This window comes from Elusimicrobiota bacterium (assembly GCA_016721625.1).
Lineage (GTDB): Bacteria > Elusimicrobiota > Elusimicrobia > FEN-1173 > FEN-1173 > JADKHR01.
This window is the reverse complement of record JADKHR010000001.1, coordinates 627931-645431: the sequence shown is the minus strand read 5'-3', so window position 1 is coordinate 645431 and position 17501 is coordinate 627931. Positions and strand designations below refer to the sequence as shown.

General features: G+C 62.2%; 15 protein-coding genes, 1 tRNA gene and 1 pseudogene. All 17 read left to right on the top strand.

Features of this window, described 5'->3' with window-relative positions:
* The first annotated feature begins 208 nt into the window (after window positions 1-208).
* The 17 genes and pseudogenes from IPP35_02740 (at window position 209) to IPP35_02660 (ending at window position 17498) form a co-directional block, all read left to right on the top strand.
* Window positions 209-290, top strand: a tRNA-Leu gene (locus IPP35_02740).
* Between the two features lie 50 nt (window positions 291-340).
* Window positions 341-1561 (top strand): trigger factor, encoded by a 1221-nt coding sequence (gene tig / locus IPP35_02735; GenBank protein MBL0058038.1) that lies wholly within the window; start codon window positions 341-343, stop codon window positions 1559-1561.
* Window positions 1524-1727 (top strand): hypothetical protein, encoded by a 204-nt coding sequence (locus tag IPP35_02730; protein ID MBL0058037.1) that lies wholly within the window; start codon window positions 1524-1526, stop codon window positions 1725-1727. The genes tig and IPP35_02730 overlap by 38 nt, the downstream gene beginning before the upstream one ends.
* Window positions 1728-1750: 23 nt before the next feature.
* The gene (locus tag IPP35_02725; GenBank protein MBL0058036.1) at window positions 1751-2350 is read left to right on the top strand and encodes an ATP-dependent Clp protease proteolytic subunit; all 600 of its coding nucleotides are present in this window, start codon (window positions 1751-1753) and stop codon (window positions 2348-2350) included.
* A 45-nt stretch (window positions 2351-2395) separates the two neighbouring features.
* Window positions 2396-3655 (top strand): ATP-dependent Clp protease ATP-binding subunit ClpX, encoded by a 1260-nt coding sequence (gene clpX, locus IPP35_02720; protein ID MBL0058035.1) that lies wholly within the window; start codon window positions 2396-2398, stop codon window positions 3653-3655.
* Between the two features lie 50 nt (window positions 3656-3705).
* A complete protein-coding gene (locus IPP35_02715; protein MBL0058034.1) occupies window positions 3706-5370 on the top strand; it encodes a phosphoglycerate dehydrogenase in 1665 nt (554 codons plus the stop codon).
* 7 nt (window positions 5371-5377) lie between these two features.
* Window positions 5378-6142, top strand: a complete 765-nt coding sequence (locus tag IPP35_02710) for an ABC transporter ATP-binding protein (protein ID MBL0058033.1) — start codon at window positions 5378-5380, stop codon at window positions 6140-6142.
* The gene (locus tag IPP35_02705; protein MBL0058032.1) at window positions 6142-6903 is read left to right on the top strand and encodes an ABC transporter permease; all 762 of its coding nucleotides are present in this window, start codon (window positions 6142-6144) and stop codon (window positions 6901-6903) included. Before IPP35_02710 ends, IPP35_02705 begins: the two co-directional genes overlap by 1 nt.
* Window positions 6904-6906: 3 nt before the next feature.
* Window positions 6907-7710: a tetratricopeptide repeat protein gene (locus tag IPP35_02700; protein MBL0058031.1), complete on the top strand. Its 804-nt coding sequence runs from the start codon at window positions 6907-6909 to the stop codon at window positions 7708-7710.
* A gap of 17 nt (window positions 7711-7727) precedes the next feature.
* Window positions 7728-9883: pseudogene (cadA, locus tag IPP35_02695) on the top strand (cadmium-translocating P-type ATPase).
* Between the two features lie 62 nt (window positions 9884-9945).
* Window positions 9946-10308 (top strand): hypothetical protein, encoded by a 363-nt coding sequence (locus IPP35_02690; GenBank protein ID MBL0058030.1) that lies wholly within the window; start codon window positions 9946-9948, stop codon window positions 10306-10308.
* A gap of 16 nt (window positions 10309-10324) precedes the next feature.
* Window positions 10325-10699, top strand: coding sequence for a response regulator (locus tag IPP35_02685; GenBank protein MBL0058029.1), 375 nt, complete (start codon window positions 10325-10327; stop codon window positions 10697-10699).
* Window positions 10681-11754, top strand: coding sequence for a uroporphyrinogen decarboxylase (hemE, locus tag IPP35_02680; GenBank protein MBL0058028.1), 1074 nt, complete (start codon window positions 10681-10683; stop codon window positions 11752-11754). Before IPP35_02685 ends, hemE begins: the two co-directional genes overlap by 19 nt.
* Window positions 11751-14135, top strand: a complete 2385-nt coding sequence (hemG, locus tag IPP35_02675) for a protoporphyrinogen oxidase (GenBank protein ID MBL0058027.1) — start codon at window positions 11751-11753, stop codon at window positions 14133-14135. The genes hemE and hemG overlap by 4 nt, the downstream gene beginning before the upstream one ends.
* Window positions 14132-15961 carry a 4-alpha-glucanotransferase gene (gene malQ, locus IPP35_02670; protein MBL0058026.1) on the top strand — a complete coding sequence of 610 codons (1830 nt, stop codon included), beginning with the start codon at window positions 14132-14134 and terminating at the stop codon, window positions 15959-15961. Before hemG ends, malQ begins: the two co-directional genes overlap by 4 nt.
* Window positions 15952-16713 carry an ABC transporter ATP-binding protein gene (locus tag IPP35_02665; GenBank protein MBL0058025.1) on the top strand — a complete coding sequence of 254 codons (762 nt, stop codon included), beginning with the start codon at window positions 15952-15954 and terminating at the stop codon, window positions 16711-16713. The genes malQ and IPP35_02665 overlap by 10 nt, the downstream gene beginning before the upstream one ends.
* On the top strand, window positions 16710-17498 hold the full coding sequence (locus IPP35_02660) for an ABC transporter permease (GenBank protein MBL0058024.1): 789 nt from the start codon (window positions 16710-16712) through the stop codon (window positions 17496-17498). The genes IPP35_02665 and IPP35_02660 overlap by 4 nt, the downstream gene beginning before the upstream one ends.
* Window positions 17499-17501 lie beyond the last annotated feature (3 nt).

Genomic DNA, 17501 nt, shown 5'->3' with positions numbered 1-17501 from the left:
CCGGCCCCTGGAGGAGCCGCTGATAGGCGGCGGGGGAAGGGGAAGTCCCCCATGGCCCAGACAGGATGGTTGAGGAATTTCGGGAGGTCTGAGGTTATTGAGGCAAGCCCCTCTCCCTCCCCCTCTCCCGCAGGCGGGAGAGGGAAATCGCTTTAGAAGCCTGAAGGGCGACGGCAGCGAAAGTGGTTTAAAAATCGTTCGGATCTGAGCGAGGGTGGCGGAACTGGCAGACGCGTACGGCTTAGGACCGTATGCCGAAAGGCTTGAGGGTTCGAGTCCCTTCCCTCGCAAATGTTTGGTGGGCGCGTGTTGTTCATCCTTTCTTCAAGAGGAAACCTCTATGTTCGGTTGGAAGAAAAAAGAGAAACCTTTAACGAGCGAAACGGCGGATGGGGAAAAGGCCGCGGCGCCGGCGGCGGTGTCCGATGGGCTCACGGTGAAAGTGAAGGACCGGGCGGCCTGTTCGGTGGTCATGAGCGTGGAAGTTCCGGCCGTCAGGGTTCAGGAGGCCACCGAGGAGTCCTATCGCCGCGTTCAGGCGAAAGTGAAGCTCCCGGGATTTCGGCCCGGCAAGGCGCCGCTCGATATGGTCAAAAAGAATTTTCATGACGCGGCGTGGGAAGACGCCGTGGATCATCTGTTGCGGGAATCGATTTACGACGCGCTCACAAAGGAGAAGGTGGCCGGGGTGAGCGCGCCCGTGGTGGATAAAATTGTCGGGGAACCGGGGAAGCCCCTGCGTTTCGAACTGAAGGTTGAGTGCGCGCCGGAAGCGAAAGTGAAGGACTACGCGGGCCTTCCGTTGGTGAAGAAAACCCCCGTTCCGCTGGAGGCGGACATCGAAAAACGCCTAGCGGAGATTCGGGAGAGCCATGCGAAGCTGGTCCTTTCCAAAGACGGGACGGTTGAAAAGAAGCATTTTGTGGTGGTGGATTACGAAAGCTTTCTCGACGGGGTTCCGGTCCGGAACGGAAAGGCCACCCAGCAGTTGATCGAAATGGGAGCGGCCCAAAACGTGGAAGGGTTCACGGAGGGGCTTTTGGGGGCGAAGGATGGGGAAACGCGGGATATCCCCGTGAAGTTTCCTGCGGAACATCCCCAGAAGGATCTCGCGGGGAAAACCGTGAACTTCAAAGCCACCGTGACGGCCATCAAAGAAAAAGAATATCCGGTTTTGGACGACGAGTTCGCCAAGGATATCGGGGCGAAGGATCTGGCGGAGGTCAAAGAAAGCGTCCGCAAGGATCTCGAGACCGGACGCACGCGGGCCGAACGGCAGGACCTTGAAAAACAGGTGGTGGATGAACTCCTCCAGCGGAACGTCTTCGACGTGCCGTCGTCCCAGGTGGAGGAGCGGGCCAAGCAGTTGACGGAACGGCTGAAGGAATTTTTGAAAGAACGCGGGGCGACGGCGGCGGATTGGCAGGCCCAGGAACCCAAGATGTTCGAAAAAAACCCGCCCCGAGGCGGAACGCCAGGTTCGGCTTTCCTATATTCTTGGGAAGATCTTGGAGCAAGAAAAAGTGGCGGTGTCGGACGAGGACGTGGACGCCCACATTGAGAAAATTCTGGGCGGCGCCCGGCCGGATCAACGCGCGGAAGTGGAGACCTGGATGCGGTCCCGGCGGGACAACGTGAAGGCTCAATTGCGGGAAGAACGGTTGTTTGATTTCCTTATCCAAAACGCTAAAATCACTGAGGCGCCCGCATCTGAAGTGCGGTCGTAAAAGGAGACACTTAAATGCCCAGCATGATTCCCACGATCATTGAGCGATGGAACCAAGGCGCCGCCGTCGGTTACGATATTTACTCCCGGCTTCTCCGGGACCGGATCATTTTCATCGGCGGGTACGGCGGGGCCATTGACACGGACTCGGCCAACGCGATCATCGCTCAACTGCTTTATCTGGAAGCGGAAGATCCGGAGCGGGAAATCAACCTCTACATCAACTCGCCGGGAGGGATGGTGACAGCGGGGTTGGCGGTCTACGACACCATGCAATACATCCGGGCGCCCATTTCGACGATTTGCCTGGGCATGGCCATGTCCTTCGGGGCTCTTCTTCTCGCGGCGGGAAAAAAAGGGAAACGCTATGCCCTTCCCAACGCCCGCATGATGATCCACCAGCCTTTGATTTACGGCGAAGGGGTTTCGGGGCAGGTGACCGACATCGCCATTGAAGCCAAGGAACTGGAGAACACGAAGGTTCGCTTGACGGAAATCTTGGCCAAGCACACCGGCCAGCCCTTTGATAAAGTTCGCGCGGATTGCGAGCGCAATTTTTACATGTCGTCCCAGGAGGCCAAAGAATACGGCCTGGTGGACGAGGTCTTCGCTCCGCGCAAGTAAAACCGAAACCGTCGGCCCCACCCAACTCTCGGGCGAAGGAATCCCATGACGACCCCCATCGGCAAAGAAGGCAAAGACATCTCCCAATGCGTTTTCTGCGGCAAGGGAAAACGCGAGGGGCTCCGGCTCATCGGGGGGCAGGGGATCTACGTTTGCGAAGATTGCGTGCGAAACTCCCACGCGCTCCTGACGCGGTTGAACGAGGAGGAGGAGCGCCGCGAGCAACGAGCCCTGCCCAAACCCTCGGAGATCAAGAAGGTGTTGGACGATTACGTGATCGGGCAGGAACAGGCGAAACGGATCCTTTCCGTGGCGGTCTACAACCACTACCGCCGGATCGAAGCCAGCTCGCGGGAAATGTCCCCCGAGGTGGAACTCCAAAAATCCAACGTCATGTTCATCGGCCCCACGGGCACCGGGAAAACGCTGATGGCGCAAACCCTGGCGCGGTTGCTGCACGTGCCTTTCGCCATCGCCGACGCCACCACCCTGACCGAAGCCGGCTATGTGGGGGAAGACGTGGAGAACATCGTCCTCCGCTTGCTTCAGAACGCGAAGTACGACGTGAAACGCGCGGAGCGCGGCATCATCTATGTGGACGAAATCGATAAGACCTCCCGGAAAGCGGATTCGCCCTCCATCACCCGCGACGTTTCCGGCGAGGGGGTGCAACAGGCTCTCTTGAAAATTCTCGAGGGAACCGTCGCCTCCGTGCCGCCCCAAGGCGGGCGAAAGCATCCCCAGCAGGAATATATTCAGGTGAACACCACCAACATTTTGTTCATTTGCGGGGGCGCCTTTGAGGGCCTGGATAAAGTCATCGAACAGCGCTTGGGGGAATTCGGCGTGGGCTTCGGCGTGGAGCCGAAACCGAAGCGGCGCATGAACCTGGGCGACGTTCTCCGAAAAGTGCAACCGGAAGATTTGATCCAATACGGCTTGATCCCGGAACTGGTGGGCCGTCTGCCGGTGCTGGCGACTCTCGACAATTTAGACGTGGGAGCCTTGGTGGACGTTTTAACCAAACCCAAGAACGCTTTCGTCAAGCAATACCAAAAAATGTTCGCCCTGGAAGGGGTGGAACTGAGTTTCACCAAAGACAGCTTGGACGCCATCGCTAAACTCGCGATCCAGCGGGGTTCCGGCGCCCGGGGACTCCGTTCCATTCTTGAGGCTCTTCTGCTGGACACGATGTACGAACTGCCCGAACAGAACGGGCTTCAGCGGGTGTTGGTGGACAAAGACGTCGTGTCCCGTAAAAAAGAGCCCATTCGGATGTTTGCGGACATCAAGAAATCCGCTTGAGCCCATGGCTCTTCGTTCGTTCACCGATTATTAATCCCGGGAGGCCGTCCATGACAAAACAACAGTTGATCACCCCCATTACCGCCTCGTCCGCAGCGCTGCTGGCCTGGCCACGCGAACAAAATCCCATGGCTATTCACGTTTTCGTTTCCGATCCGATTTCGGAAGAGGGGTTGGCTCCGCTTCGCCAGCAGGCGAACTTCGTCGTCACGGTGAAGCCGGGCCTGAAAGGGGCGGATTTGCTCCGGGAAGTGGCCGGGTGCGACGCCCTCCTCGTACGCTCGGAAACCAAAGTCACGGCCGAGGTGATCGCCGCCGCCAAAAACTTGCGGTTCATCGGCCGGGCGGGGACCGGCGTGGACAACATTGATTTGGGCGCCGCGTCCCGGCACGGGATCGTGGTGGCCAACGTGCCCGGCGGCAACACCATTTCGGCGGCGGAACAAACCTTGGCGCTCCTCTTCGCCATGGCGCGGAACGTGCCCCAGGCGGATGCCTCCACCCGGGCCGGCAAGTGGGAACGCTCCAAATTCGTCGGCACGGAGATCACCGGGAAGACCTTGGGCGTCCTGGGGCTCGGCCGGATCGGTCGCGAGGTGGCGGTGCGGGGGATGGGGCTGGCCATGCGGGTGGTGGCCTACGACCCCCTGGGGGACGAGTCCTGGTGCCGTCGAGCGGGCGTCACGTTCGTCACGCTGGACGATTTGTTGGCTCAGTCGGATTTTATCACCGTGCACGTGCCGTTAACGGATCAAACCCGGGGACTGTTGAATCGCGAGACGTTGGCCAAAACCAAAAAAGGCGTCCGGATCATCAACTGCGCGCGGGGGGGAATCGTGGACGAAAAAGCCCTGATCGAATCCGTCGAGCAGGGGCACGTGAAAGGCGCCGCGTTGGACGTTTTTGAGAAGGAGCCGCTGGACCCGGCCTCCGCGCTCATGAAACACCCGGAAATCATTTTGACTCCCCATCTCGGGGCCTCCACGGAAGAAGCCCAGGTGAAAGTGGCGGCGGAATTGTCCCAGTCCATCGTGGACTTCTTTCAAAACGGGTTCGCCCGCCAAGCGGTCAACCTCCCGCCCCTGGACGTGGCGGGCCAAACGCAGTTGTTGGCGTTCGTGGGGCTCGCTTACAAGCAGGGGGCTTTCCTCGCCCAGATCGCGGAGGGCGAGCCCGTGCGGCTCTCGCTCCGATACTCGGGCGAGTTGGGCCGGGTCAATCCGGCGCTTTACACCGCCACGGCGGCGGCGGGGTTCCTCTCGGGTCTCGGCGTGGCGGCCACGCCGGTGAACGCTCTTCTTCTCGCGCAACAGCGCGGGCTTCAGATCCAGGAGCAAGTGCATGCGGAAGCCAAAGACTATGCATCGCTTTTGGAGATGGAAGCGACCACGGCCACCGGAACCCACCAGTTGGCGGGGACCGTCTACGGTCGGGGGGATTTGCGGTTCGTGCGCATCGACGACCTCCCGGTGGACGTCAACCCCCAGGGGTTCCTGCTTGTGATGACGAACGAAGACCGGCCCGGTGTGGTGGGCCACACGGGTTCCGTTCTCTCGGCGGCTGGCATCAATATCGCGGGCATGGACATCGCTCGGAACCGTCCCGGCGGCGTGGCGGTTTCGCTTTGGAGCGTGGACAGCGCCCCTTCCTCGGAGGTTTTAGCCAAGGTCAAGGCCTTCCCCTCCATTCTTTCCGCAAAAATGGTTAAAATTTAGGCACCCTATGAACGAATCCTTGGCCGCGGTTGAGTTGGAGGGGTTGGGGAAAATTTACCGTCGCTCCCACCTGGGGCGCGTGAAGACCACCCTGGGCGTGGAAGGCGTGACGTTGTCGGTCCGGGCGGGCGAAGTCTTTGGTTTGCTCGGGTTGAACGGGTCAGGGAAAACCACGACTCTCAAATTGGTCCTGGGGCTCCTGTTTCCCACCGCCGGCCGGGCAAAAGTGTTCGGCGCGGACGCCGGCTCGGCGGAAGCGAAACGAGTCCTCGGTTTTCTGCCGGAAATCCCCTACCTCTACAAATATCTTTCGGGCCGCGAGGTGTTGCGGTTTTATGGACGGCTCTCGGGAATTCCGGAAAACCTTCTGGCGGCGAGGATCGAAGAGGTCCTGAAATCCGTGCGCATGACCCAGAACGCCCATCGCGCCATGCGGGAATATTCCAAGGGCATGCTTCAACGGATCGGGCTGGCCCAGTCCATGCTCCACAACCCCCGACTCATGGTTTTGGACGAACCCGTGACCGGCCTCGACCCCCTGGGCCTCCGTGAAATGCGCGAGCTGATCCAGGGCTTGAACCGCGACGGAAAGACGATCTTCTTCTCCTCCCACAGCATCTCCGAGGTGGAAAAGTTGTGCCACCGTGTGGGCATCCTGGTGAACGGCCGTTTGGCGCGCATCGTCGACCAATCGGAATGGGGCCACGAACATGGGCGGCTGGAAGAAATATTTGTGTCCACCGTCGCTCCGGACCATCTCAAGGTGCGATAATGAAATCCATCCTCTCCATCGCCCGTTACACGTTTCTACAGCAGTTTAGGAACCGGCTTTATCTCGTGGTGGTTTTGTTCGGCCTCTTGATGATGGGCGCCTCTCTTCTTTTCGGCGCGCTGGCGGGAGACCAGGAAGTTCGCGTGATCTTGGATTTGGGGTTGGCCACGGCGGAACTCTTTGGCCTCGCGACGGCGCTTTTCGGCGCGGTGACCCTGGTGCTTGAAGAAATGGAATCGAAAACCATCTACCTGATTCTCACCCGGCCCCTCCCGCGGCCCTATTACGTGGCGGGACGGTTCCTGGGACTGCTCCTCGCCGTGGGGGCCAGCATCGCCCTGATGGAAGTGTTTCATATTTCCCTGCTCCTCGTAAAAGGATGGAAACCCGAACCCGCGGTTTTCGCGGCCATCCCGATGATGGGGCTGAAGATCATGGTGATGACGGCGTTGACCCTTCTCTGTTCGCTGACCTTCACGTCGGCGCCGACGGCGGCGGTGTTCTCCATGTTCTTTTGGGTGCTGGGCCACTTCGGAAGCGAGATCCAATACCTGGCCTCGAAATCCGGCCCCGTGGCCCAGTTCCTGGCGAAGGGGTTGGGGATTCTCCTGCCGAAACTGAGCCTTCTGAACGCCCGGGACGTCATGGACCTTCCCGGCTTCGGGGCCGGCCCCCTTGCGTGGGGCGCCGCCTACGCCGTTCTCTACACCCTGGCCTGCCTCGCGCTCAGTTCGGCGCTTTTTTCCAAAAAGGAATTTTAACCCATGCCGGTTCGTCGGCGCTCCGAGAGTGCGGCCTTGTTTCTGGGCACGGCCGTTCTTCTGGCCGCGGCCTGGGTCGTGGGGCGTCATCCGGCGCCCTCGTTTCCTCTTTTCCAACGGCCCACCATGGAGGATTTCGCCGTTCAAGACATGGGCGCCGTGGTGAACGGGGCCCGCCGACTGGGGGCCGACTTGGCGTTCATCGAACTTCTTCAGTATTACGGAAGCCCAGGAAACGCCAACCCCCACCATCCCCACGGCCGTCGAGCCCTGGCCTCCCGAACCATCGAAGAAATCGAAGAGCGGGAGACCAGCCACGTCCACATTCACCTGGGCCACGAGGGCGAGGCCGATTCCACGGACCGGCCCTCGGCCTCATTCCCCGAATTGAAGGACTACGCCTTTCGAGCAGGTTCCCTGGACCCGCGATTTCATTTTCCCTATCTATTCACCGCGGGAGCCTTGGCCTTCAACCTGAACCGCGTGGACGAGGCCTTGGCGGTTTTGGATGACGGGGTCCGCGGCGATCCGAGTTTCTGGAGGTATCAACTTTACGCGGGCGCCATCGCCTACCGGAAGAAGCAAGATATGGATAAAGCCATTTCCCGCCTGGAGGAAGCCGTCCTCGACCCGGAGTGCCCTTCCATGGTGAAGAATATATTGGCCAACATCTACCGGAAGCAGGGGAATTTCAAACGCGTCGCGGAAATTTACCTGGACATGGCCAATTCCCGCGACAAGTCCTACGCCAGCTTTGCCGTTGACCGATTGAAGGAACTGGCCGCGCGCCATCCCGCCGGCAAGTGAAGGATCCCGTCTGCGGGATGGAGGTTTCGGCCTCCGCGCCCGGGGGCCGGTGGACTTACCGCGGCACGCTCTACGCCTTTTGCAACCCTCGCTGTAACGGCCGTTTTCAATCCAACCCCGAATCGTTTCTTCACCCCGGCCCCGTCGACACCTCGCCGGCCTCCGGCTATTTCTGCCCCATGGATCCCGACGTTTTATCCCCGGTGCCGGCGGCTTGCCCCCGATGCGGCATGGCGCTGGAGCCAGCGGAGGCCTCGGCGGATGGACTTTCGGCGGAAGAACGGGGGAGCTGGAAACGGTTTTTTGTCTCCGCCTCGCTCACTCTCCCGGTCTTCCTCCTCGCCATGGGTTCCATGCATTCCGGCGGGAGCCCGGCCGGGCTTTGGGTTCAAGCCGCACTCGCGACGCCGGTGGTCTTTTGGGCGGGGGCTCCCTTTTGGGTCCGGGGGGTCGGGGGCCTCCGGCGCGGCGCCGCCAACATGTTCACGCTGGTTTCGCTCGGAAACGGCGCCGCCTATTTTTTCAGTCTCTTCGTTCTCTTGACCCAGGCCGGGGGCCCGGTTTATTTCGAGTCCGCGGCGGTGATCACCACTCTGGTCCTTCTGGGCCAAGCGCTGGAAACCGGCGCGCGTCGCAAAACCCGCGGCGCGGTTCGGGCGCTCCTGGACCTGTCCCCCAAAACCTCCCGCCGGTTGGACGATGCGGGGGGGGAAACCGACGTGCCCGCCGGGTCCCTTCTCCCGGGCGATCGGGTGCGGGTCCGGCCGGGGGAACGGGTTCCGGCGGACGGGATCCTTTTGGACGGAGGGAGCGCGGTGGATGAATCCATGCTCACGGGCGAACCGTGGCCCGTGGAGAAGGAGCGGGGGGACCGCGTGGTCGGTGGAACGTTGAACGGCAACGGATCTTTCATCCTGCGCGTCGAAAAATCCGGCCGCGACTCGGTTCTCACCCACATCGTTCGAACCGTGGAAGAGGCCCAGCGCACCCGGGCTCCCATCCAGACCCTGGTGGACCGCGTGGCGGCGGTTTTCGTGCCGACGGTGGTGGGGTGGCCGCGCTGACCTTTGTTCTGTGGCTCTGGTGGGGGCCGACGCCGTCCTGGCCTCGGGCGGTTCTGAACGCGGTTTCGGTTCTGGTGGTGGCGTGTCCCTGCGCGCTGGGTTTGGCCACGCCCATGTCGATCACGGTGGCGCTGGGCCGCGGGGCTCGGGCCGGCGTGCTGGTGCGGAACGCGGAAGCCTTTCAAAAATTGGCGTCGGTGGACACCCTGGCCTTCGACAAGACCGGGACCCTCACGGAGGGCCGACCCCGCCTGGTGGACCTTCAAACCGAACCAGGCGTTTCCCCCGACGACGCCCTCCGTTGGGCCGCCAGTTTGGAACGGGGAAGCGAACATCCCTTGGCCCGCGCTTTCCTGGAGGCGGCCCGCGCGAAGGCCCTCTCCCTGTCGGAACCCGCCGATTTTCAGAACGTCCCCGGCCAGGGAATCTCGGGCACGGTGGATGGCCATCGAGTCGAGGTGGGGCGGGGGGACCCCGGGCCGAACGCCCCGCTCGATCGGCTTTCGGCTGACTTGAGGATCGACGGGCGGCGCGCCGCGCGCTTCTTTTTTGAGGATCCCCTCCGGCCCAACGCGCTGGCGGTGGTGGCGGCGTTAAAATCCCTGGGACTCCGACCGCTTCTTCTTTCGGGAGACGCCCCGGCGGCGGTGCGGGCGTTGGCCGATCGGTTGGGGATCGCGGAGGCGCGCGGGGGATTGTCGCCGGAAGGCAAGCGGGACGCGGTTCGCGAACTGAAGGCGGCCGGCGCCCGGGTGGCCATGGCCGGGGACGGCGTCAATGATGCTCCCGCTCTCGCGGAAGCCGACGCTGGACTGGCCCTTGGGACCGGCACGGACGTCGCCATTCAAACGGCGGATATCGTCCTGCTGAAGGGAGACCTCATCGGGGCCGTTCGGGCGGTGCGGCTGGCCAGGGACACCCTGACCAATATTCGCCAAAACCTTTTTTTCGCGTTCTTCTACAACCTCCTCGGGGTGGCCATCGCGGCGGGCGCGTTGTATCCGCTGACCGGCCTGTTTCTGAGCCCCATGATCGCGGGCGCCGCCATGAGTTTAAGCTCTCTTTCCGTCATAGGGAACGCTCTCCGGCTCGCTCCAAAACTGCCATAATTTAAATCAGGTTTTATAAAGTGATCTCACTTACCCCTCATGTTTGGACGGTCTACGTTCCGATGGTTTTGCTCGTCGTCGGATTCGTTTTGGAAGTCAAACCGATGTTTGACGCGGCCCGGCCCCAACCGGCGGGGCCCGCGGCCCGCTGGCTCCTGTGGACGGGGACGGCGGGTCTTCTGGCCGGGGTGGCGACCGGATTTCTCGGCACCCATTCGGTGATGGGTCTTTTGGGGTCGGCTGGGCCATGGCGGGAACATCGCTTTCTGGGGATTTGGGTGGCCGCGACGTTCACGGCCATCTCGCTGTGGCGTTTTCTGGCCGGGCGGCGGCCCAGCGGCCTTTTGGCCCTGGTGTGGCTGACCGCGTTGTGGGTCTTGGGCTCGCAGATCCTGGCCGGGCGGCGGTTGGCGGAAATGTTTTAATCCTTTGGGAGAGCCCATGAAAACAACGAAACGCCTTTTAATCGTGGAGGACGACCCGAACCTGATGGACCTGATGGTCGACTTTTGCGAAGAGTTGAATCTGGCGGCCATCCCCGCCGTGGACGGCGCGTCGGCCCTGGCCAAAGCCCACAGCGAGAAACCGGACGCCGCCACGGTGGACTATCGTCTTCCCGACATGTCCGGGCTGGACGTGATCTCCCGCCTTAAAGCCGACCCCCGGTCGGCGGGGTTCCCCCTGATCCTGCTTTCGGCGGACGCGCACCTGCACGAGGCGGAAGCGAAAGCCAAGGGCGCCGTGGGCGTGTTGTTGAAACCCGTGACCCCCGCGTCGCTCCGGGCGGCGCTGGAAAAATGCCTGGGGGTTTGGTGAAAACCGGAAAGGGCGGGCTCCTCTCTCCTTGGAAGGAGAGCCTTTTCCTCCGCGCCTGTCGGCGCGAGAAAACGCCCCGGCCCCCGGTGTGGCTGATGCGCCAGGCCGGCCGGTATCAAGCCAGCTATCGCGCGCTCCGGGAACACGTGTCCATGTTGGAACTCTGTAAAAGCCCGGACCTGGTGGCCCAGGTCACGGTGAACGCCGTGCAAGAAACCGGCGTCGACGCGGCCATCCTTTTTTCCGATCTGCTCCTGCCGGTGGAACCCTTGGGCCTGGCGCTTTCTTTTCAAAAGGGCGAGGGGCCCGCGATCGCGCCGGCCATCCGGAGCGCCGCGGATGTGGCCCGTCTTCGGCCCGTGGACGTGGGCGATTCCCTAGGCTATATTTTGGAGGCGGTCCGCCGAACCCGGCTGTCTCTTCCGGCGGACATTCCCTTGCTGGGCTTCGCGGGGGCGCCGTTCACCTTGGCGGGCTATATGATCGAGGGGGGCGGGTCGAAAGATTTTTCTCTCACCAAATCCTTCATGCGCTCCGAACCCAAAGCCTGGCATTCTCTGCTTGGTAAAATAGCCCGCGTGGTGGCCGACCTCTTAAACGAACAGATTTCCGCCGGGGTTCAAGCGGTTCAACTTTTCGACAGTTGGGTCGGGGTTTTGTCTCCGTCGGATTACCAGACCTACGCCCAACCCCACACGCGGTCCGTTTTCCAGGCCCTTCCCCGTGGGGTCCCCGCCCTCCACTTCGGCACCCAGTCGGGGGCGCTCCTGCCGCTCATGCGGGACGCCGGGGGCACCGTGATCGGGCTGGATTGGCGCGTCCCTCTTTTGGAAACCTGGAAACGTTTGGGCCCCGTGGGCGCCATGGGGAACCTGGACCCCACGGTTCTCCTCAGTTCCCGCGGCGTCGTTCGTCGGGAGGTTCAACGGATTTTGGCCGAAGTCGGGTCCCGGCCGGGTTTTATTTTCAATTTAGGCCACGGCATCCTTCCCGCCACGCCCTTTGAAAACGTGGTCGCGCTGGTCCAGTGCGTGAAGGAGTTTTCTTCGCGGTGAAACGCGCGGTCCTGCTCGTCGGTTTCGGCGGTCCCGACCGGCCGGAAGACATCCGGCCGTTTCTGGCCAATGTCCTTCGCGGCCGCCCCGTGCCTCCTGGCCGGGTGGAAGAAGTGGCCCGCCAATACGAACGGATCGGCGGGCGGTCTCCCTACAACGCCTTGGCGTCCTCTTTGGCGGGGGAGTTGGAGAAGCGCCTGTCGGCCGAAGGAATCCCCGTGGTTCTCGGGATGCGGAACTGGGCGCCCCCGCTGGCGGAAACACTGGCGCGGTTGAAAGAGGATGGGGTGACCGACCTGGTCGGCGTCGTGTTGGCGGCCTACCGGTCCATCCCCAGTTGGAACTATTACCTTAAATCCACGGCGGAAGCCTTTCATTCCGTGGGCGGCCGTTTTCGGCTCCGCTACGTTTCGCCCTGGCACGCCGATCCCCTGTTCGAAAAAGCGGTGGCCGAGCGCGTGCGGACGGCGCTGGACGGAATTCCCGTGGACCAGCGCCCGCGGGCCCGTTGGTATTTCACCGCCCACAGTATTCCCCTGTCTTGGGACGCGGCTTCCGGTTATTCCAGCCAAATTCAATCGCTGTGCTCCCGCGTGGCCGCCCAGTTCCATCAAACCGATTGGCGCTTGTTGTTCCAAAGCCGGAGCGGCCGGCCGGAAGACCCCTGGCTGGAACCCGACATATCCGAAACCCTGGCCCAAAACCACGATTTGAAAGGGCGCCCCGTTCTGCTCATCCCCGTGGGGTTTTTGATGGATCATGTGGAAGTCCTCTACGACCTGGACGCAAAAGCGCGCTCGGCGGCGGAATCGGTGGGCGCTGAGTATTATCGGGCGAAAACGGTGGGGCTCCAAGAGGATTTCGTGTCGATGCTGGCCGACCGGGTCCGGGCCCAGTTCGCTCGGATGGCCCAGCCCGCCCCTGTGAGGGGGAGGGGGCGATCTCGACGGCGCGTGGTGGTGGTCGGTGGCGGCCTGTCCGGCCTCGCGGCCGCGCACCGGATATGGGAACGGGCGGGCGAAACCGGCACCGAGGTGGACCTGACCGTTTTAGACGCCGGATCCCGCCCGGGCGGGGTGGTGGATACGGGCCGACGGGACGGGTTCCTTTGGGAAGGCGGTCCCGACAGTTTCATCACCGAGAAACCCGCCGCCCTGACGCTGGCGCGGCGCCTGGGCATGGAAAACCAGGTCGTCGGCACCAACCGGCAATACCAACAAAGTTTTGTGGCGCGGAACGGGCGTCTCTTGCCCACGCCGGAAGGTTTTTATCTGTTGGCTCCCTCCAAGTTCGGCCCGCTTTTCCGCACGAAGATTCTTTCCTGGAAAGGGAAAATGCGGGCCGGGCTGGAACTTTTTATTCCTCCCCGTCGCGACCAGGGCGACGAAAGCCTGGCGTCTTTTGTCCGTCGGCGTTTTGGCCGTGAGACCTTGGACCGATTGGCCCAGCCCATGGTGGCCGGGATCTATTCCGCCGATCCTGAAACCTTGAGCCTCCAGGCCACCTTTCCCCGTTTTTTAGAGATGGAAGCCCAGGGCGGCGTGATTCGCGGTCTCTTGGCCGCGCGGCGCCGCGCCGCCGGAAAAGCGGTGGGAGCCAGCGGGCCCCGTTACGGGTTGTTCGCTACTTTTGAGGGGGGCGTCGGTTCTTTGGTCCATGCGTTGGTCCACCGATTGCCCCCCGGGACCTATGCCGGGGAAAGCCGGGTTTCGCGCCTCGAGCGAAACGCGGGCGGGTGGAGTCTGACGCTCAGCGGGGGGAAAACCGTGGAGGCGGACGCCGTGGTTTTGGCGGTGCCCGCCACCGTGGCGGCGGACCTGTTGGCGTCCGTGGACCGGCCCACGGAACGGCTGTTACTGCAGATTCCTTACGCCGACGTGGCGACGGTGAACGTGGCCGTGCGGCGGGACCGCTTGGACCATCCCCTGGACGGGTTCGGGTTCGTGGTGCCCTCCCGCGAGAACCGCGCGGTGACGGGATGCACGTTCAGTTCCGTTAAGTTTTCGGGCCGCGCGCCGGAAGGCTTCGCCTTGCTCCGGGCTTTTGTGGGGGGCGCTATTTTGCGCGGGGACGACGACGAGGTTCGGGGAGCGGTCACGCGGGACCTGCGCGATTTTTTGGGCCTCCGGGGCGATCCCGAATGGATGGTGGTCCGCCGTTACCCGGCGGCCATGCCCCAATACCGGCTGGGCCACGTGGACCGCGTCCGTGACATTTTCCGCCGGGTGGCTTCCATCGACGGGCTTGAACTGGCCGGCAACGCCTACGGCGGCATCGGCCTGCCGGACTGCGTGGCTTCGGGCGAAGCCGCGGCCCAACGAATATTCGAGGGAATGCCGAACCCCCTTTCAAATACGATCCGGGAGACCGTGCCTCTATGACCGACTTCGACTATAGCGCTTTCCTTAAAAGTCCCTCGCGCGCCCACTGGGAACGGGTGGGCCTTCGACGCCGGGCCGGCGTGTGCGTGCCGCTTTTTTCGCTCCATTCCCATGACAGCGTGGGCATCGGGGAATATCCCGACCTGCGGGGTCTGGTGGACTGGTGCGCCGCCACGGGTCTGTCCATCATCCAGCTCCTGCCGCTGAACGATGTGGGCTACGACTTCGCGCCCTACAGCGCCAAAAGCTCCTTCGCTTTGGATCCCATGTACCTGTCGCTCCGTTCCTTGTGGGGCGTGGATGCCGGGCGTTTCGAGGGGGAAATTCGGGAACTGGGCCGGGGTTTCCCCATCGGCCGCCAAGTCAATTACGGGATCAAAGGCGCCAAAATGAGCCTGCTCTGGCGGATGTTCGAAACCCGCGAGCGGCCCGAGGACCCCCGCTTCCAACAGTTCCGCCGCCGCACCGCTTTTTGGCTCCGGGACGATGCTCTTTATAAAATTCTCAAGGGGCGGTTTAACGGAGCCGGTTGGGAAGATTGGCCGGAACCCTACCGGAAACGCAACCCCCAGGCCCTGGACAAGTTGGTGGCCGAGGAAAAAGAATCGGTGCGTTTCCATGAATGGCTCCAATGGCAGATCTTCGAGCAGTTTTTGGAAGCGAAATCCCACGCCGAGTCCCGCGGCGTTTTGTTGATGGGCGACATGCCCTTCCTGGTGGCCCGGGACTCCGCCGACGTGTGGGCCCATCCCGATTATTTCCGCCTGGACCTCTCCGTGGGAGCCCCGCCGGACCTCTATTTTGCCGGCGGCCAGCGGTGGGGCATGCCTGCCTACGATTGGCCCGTTCTGGCCCAGGCCGACTACGATTACCTGGAGCGAAAACTCCGCTACGCCCAAAACTTTTACGACCTGTTCCGGATCGACCACGTGATCGGCGTTTTCCGGGTGTTCACAATCCCGCTGTCGAGCCCCCCGGAACGGCAGGCCTTGGACGGCATCTTTGAGCCCAAGGACGAAGCTCTGTGGGAAGAACACGGGCGGCGGCTCTTGGAGGTGATGTTGAAAAGCACCACGATGCTTCCCTGCGGCGAGGATTTGGGGGTGGTGCCCGCCTGCTCGTATAAGGTTCTCCGGGAACTTTCCATCCCTGGCTTGGAGGTGCAACGCTGGGCGCGGGATTGGGGGAAAACCTACGCGTTCAACTCTCCCGAGAGCTACCGCCCCAACTCCGTGGCGGTGTCCTCCACCCACGACATGTCCATCGTCGCCGCCTGGTGGCGGGACGAAACGGCCACGGTGGACGCTCTCTCCTTTGAGGTCAAATGCCGAGACCGCCGCCTTCCCCACGACGAATTAAAAGCCCGGCTGTTCGATCCCTCCCGGGAAGCCCACGGCCGTCTGCACTGGCGCCAAGAAATCAATTCCGAGCCCGCGCTCTTGGCGGGGCTCCGCCTTCGGGCGGAGGAAGCCCGGGACTTTCTCGACCTGTTTCGATCGACCCGCTGGGAAAAAGAGACTTTTTGGAATTTCCTGGGGATGGAGGGCCCCGCGGCGGAAACGGCGACCCCGGAGTTCGTCCGCCGTGTTTTAGAGAAAGCGGGGGAAACTTCTTCCATCTTCAGCGTTCAGCTCTTTCAGGACTGGCTGAACGCCGGGGGCGCCCTGTTGGGCCAGGACCCCGCGGAAGCCCGCATCAATTTGCCCGGGACGGTGGGAGTCCATAATTGGTCCTACGTGTCGCCGGTTTCCCTGGACGATCTAAAAACCTGGGAAGGCAACGCCGGTATCCTGGACGTCAACCAGCGGACGGGCCGATGCCCGTGACCGACGACCTGATCGTCGTCGAGGGTCTCACCAAACGGTACAAAGAGGTCACGGCTTTGGACGGCCTTTCCCTGAGGGTTCGGCGGGGGGAAATCTTCGGTCTCCTGGGACCCAACGGCGCGGGCAAGACCACCGCGATCCATGTCCTCCTGGGTGTTTTGACCCCGACGGCCGGCCGGGTGGAACTTTTCGGCCTCTCCCCATTTTCGGATCGAGAACGATTAGCCGCCCGTGTGAACTTCTCCTCGGCTTACGTCCAGATGCCCTTCAACCTTTCGGCCCGTCAAAACCTCGATATCTTCGCCCGCTTTTACGGGATCCCCCGCCGGGGGGAAAAAATCGATTCCCTGCTGGAGTCTTTTAAGCTGACCGATAAAGCCAACAGCCGCACGGGGTCCCTGTCCTCCGGGGAACAGACGCGGCTCAATCTTTGCAAAGCGCTTTTAAACGACCCGGAACTTCTTTTTTTAGACGAACCCACCGCCAGCCTCGACCCCGACATCGCCGACTTGGTGCGGCGCGCGCTTCAGGATTTTCAACGGCGGGTTCAGTTGACCATCCTTTACACGTCCCACAACATGTCCGAGGTGGAGGCCCTGTGCGACCGGGTCCTCTTTCTTCACCGAGGCAAAGCGATCACCGAAGGCACGCCCAAGGAAGTGGCCGACCGCTTTCAAAAAGATTCCCTGGAAAAAGTGTTCATCCATCTGGCCCGCACCGGTGACATCATGGACCCGGAGGCCCCCCGATGAGCCGAATTTTAACGGTGGTGCGCCGTTATGTCCTGATCCATCTGAAAAGCCCCGCCCGGCTCCTGGACCTCTTTTTTTGGCCGGTCATGGAACTGTTCGTCTGGGGTTTTTTCACCATGTATCTTCGGCGCACCAACCTGGACGCCAACGGACGGCTGATGATCACGCTGATTAACGCCCTGGTTTTTTGGGACATTCTTTACCGGTCCCAACAGGCCCTCAGCCTGGCGTTCATGGAGGAACTCTGGACCCGTAACGTGTTGAACCTTTTGATCTCGCCTCTCCGCACCCGGGAATGGGTCATCGGCGCCTACATTTACGGATTGATCAAAACGGGGATCATCGTGGTCATCCTGTTGGTCCTGGCCGCCCTCTTTTACGCCTTCAACGTGACCGCGCTGGGCTTCTATTTTATTCCCATCGCCGCCAATTTGCTCCTGTTCGGTTACGCCATGGGCCTTTTCACCACGGGCCTCCTGCTCCGATGGGGCCACTCGGCCGAGGCCTTGATCTGGGGCGTGCCCTTTTTAATCCAGCCTTTCTCCGCCATTTTTTATCCCGTTTCGGTGTATCCCGCCTGGTTGAAACCCGTCGTCTTGGCGCTCCCCAGCACCCACGTCCTGGAAGCCATGCGAACCGTCATCGACACCGGCCTTTTTCCGTGGACGTCCTTTTGGGCCGCCCTGGGTCTGAACGTCCTCTTCACGCTTTTCTTCAGCTGGTTTTGTCTCCGCATGCTGGAACGCGGCCGCGCCAACGGCCAACTCGTCCGCATGTCGGGCTGACGC

What these genes read in the sequence shown, in the direction of transcription:
- tig (MBL0058038.1), top strand. Translation starts at nt 341, where the DNA reads ATGTTCGGTTGGAAGAAAAAAGAGAAACCTTTAACGAGCGAAACGGCG.
- IPP35_02725 (MBL0058036.1), top strand. Translation starts at nt 1,751, where the DNA reads ATGATTCCCACGATCATTGAGCGATGGAACCAAGGCGCCGCCGTCGGT.
- clpX (MBL0058035.1), top strand. Translation starts at nt 2,396, where the DNA reads ATGACGACCCCCATCGGCAAAGAAGGCAAAGACATCTCCCAATGCGTT.
- IPP35_02715 (MBL0058034.1), top strand. Translation starts at nt 3,706, where the DNA reads ATGACAAAACAACAGTTGATCACCCCCATTACCGCCTCGTCCGCAGCG.
- IPP35_02710 (MBL0058033.1), top strand. Translation starts at nt 5,378, where the DNA reads ATGAACGAATCCTTGGCCGCGGTTGAGTTGGAGGGGTTGGGGAAAATT.
- IPP35_02705 (MBL0058032.1), top strand. Translation starts at nt 6,142, where the DNA reads ATGAAATCCATCCTCTCCATCGCCCGTTACACGTTTCTACAGCAGTTT.
- IPP35_02700 (MBL0058031.1), top strand. Translation starts at nt 6,907, where the DNA reads ATGCCGGTTCGTCGGCGCTCCGAGAGTGCGGCCTTGTTTCTGGGCACG.
- IPP35_02690 (MBL0058030.1), top strand. Translation starts at nt 9,946, where the DNA reads ATGGTTTTGCTCGTCGTCGGATTCGTTTTGGAAGTCAAACCGATGTTT.
- IPP35_02685 (MBL0058029.1), top strand. Translation starts at nt 10,325, where the DNA reads ATGAAAACAACGAAACGCCTTTTAATCGTGGAGGACGACCCGAACCTG.
- hemE (MBL0058028.1), top strand. Translation starts at nt 10,681, where the DNA reads ATGCCTGGGGGTTTGGTGAAAACCGGAAAGGGCGGGCTCCTCTCTCCT.
- malQ (MBL0058026.1), top strand. Translation starts at nt 14,132, where the DNA reads ATGACCGACTTCGACTATAGCGCTTTCCTTAAAAGTCCCTCGCGCGCC.
- IPP35_02665 (MBL0058025.1), top strand. Translation starts at nt 15,952, where the DNA reads ATGCCCGTGACCGACGACCTGATCGTCGTCGAGGGTCTCACCAAACGG.
- IPP35_02660 (MBL0058024.1), top strand. Translation starts at nt 16,710, where the DNA reads ATGAGCCGAATTTTAACGGTGGTGCGCCGTTATGTCCTGATCCATCTG.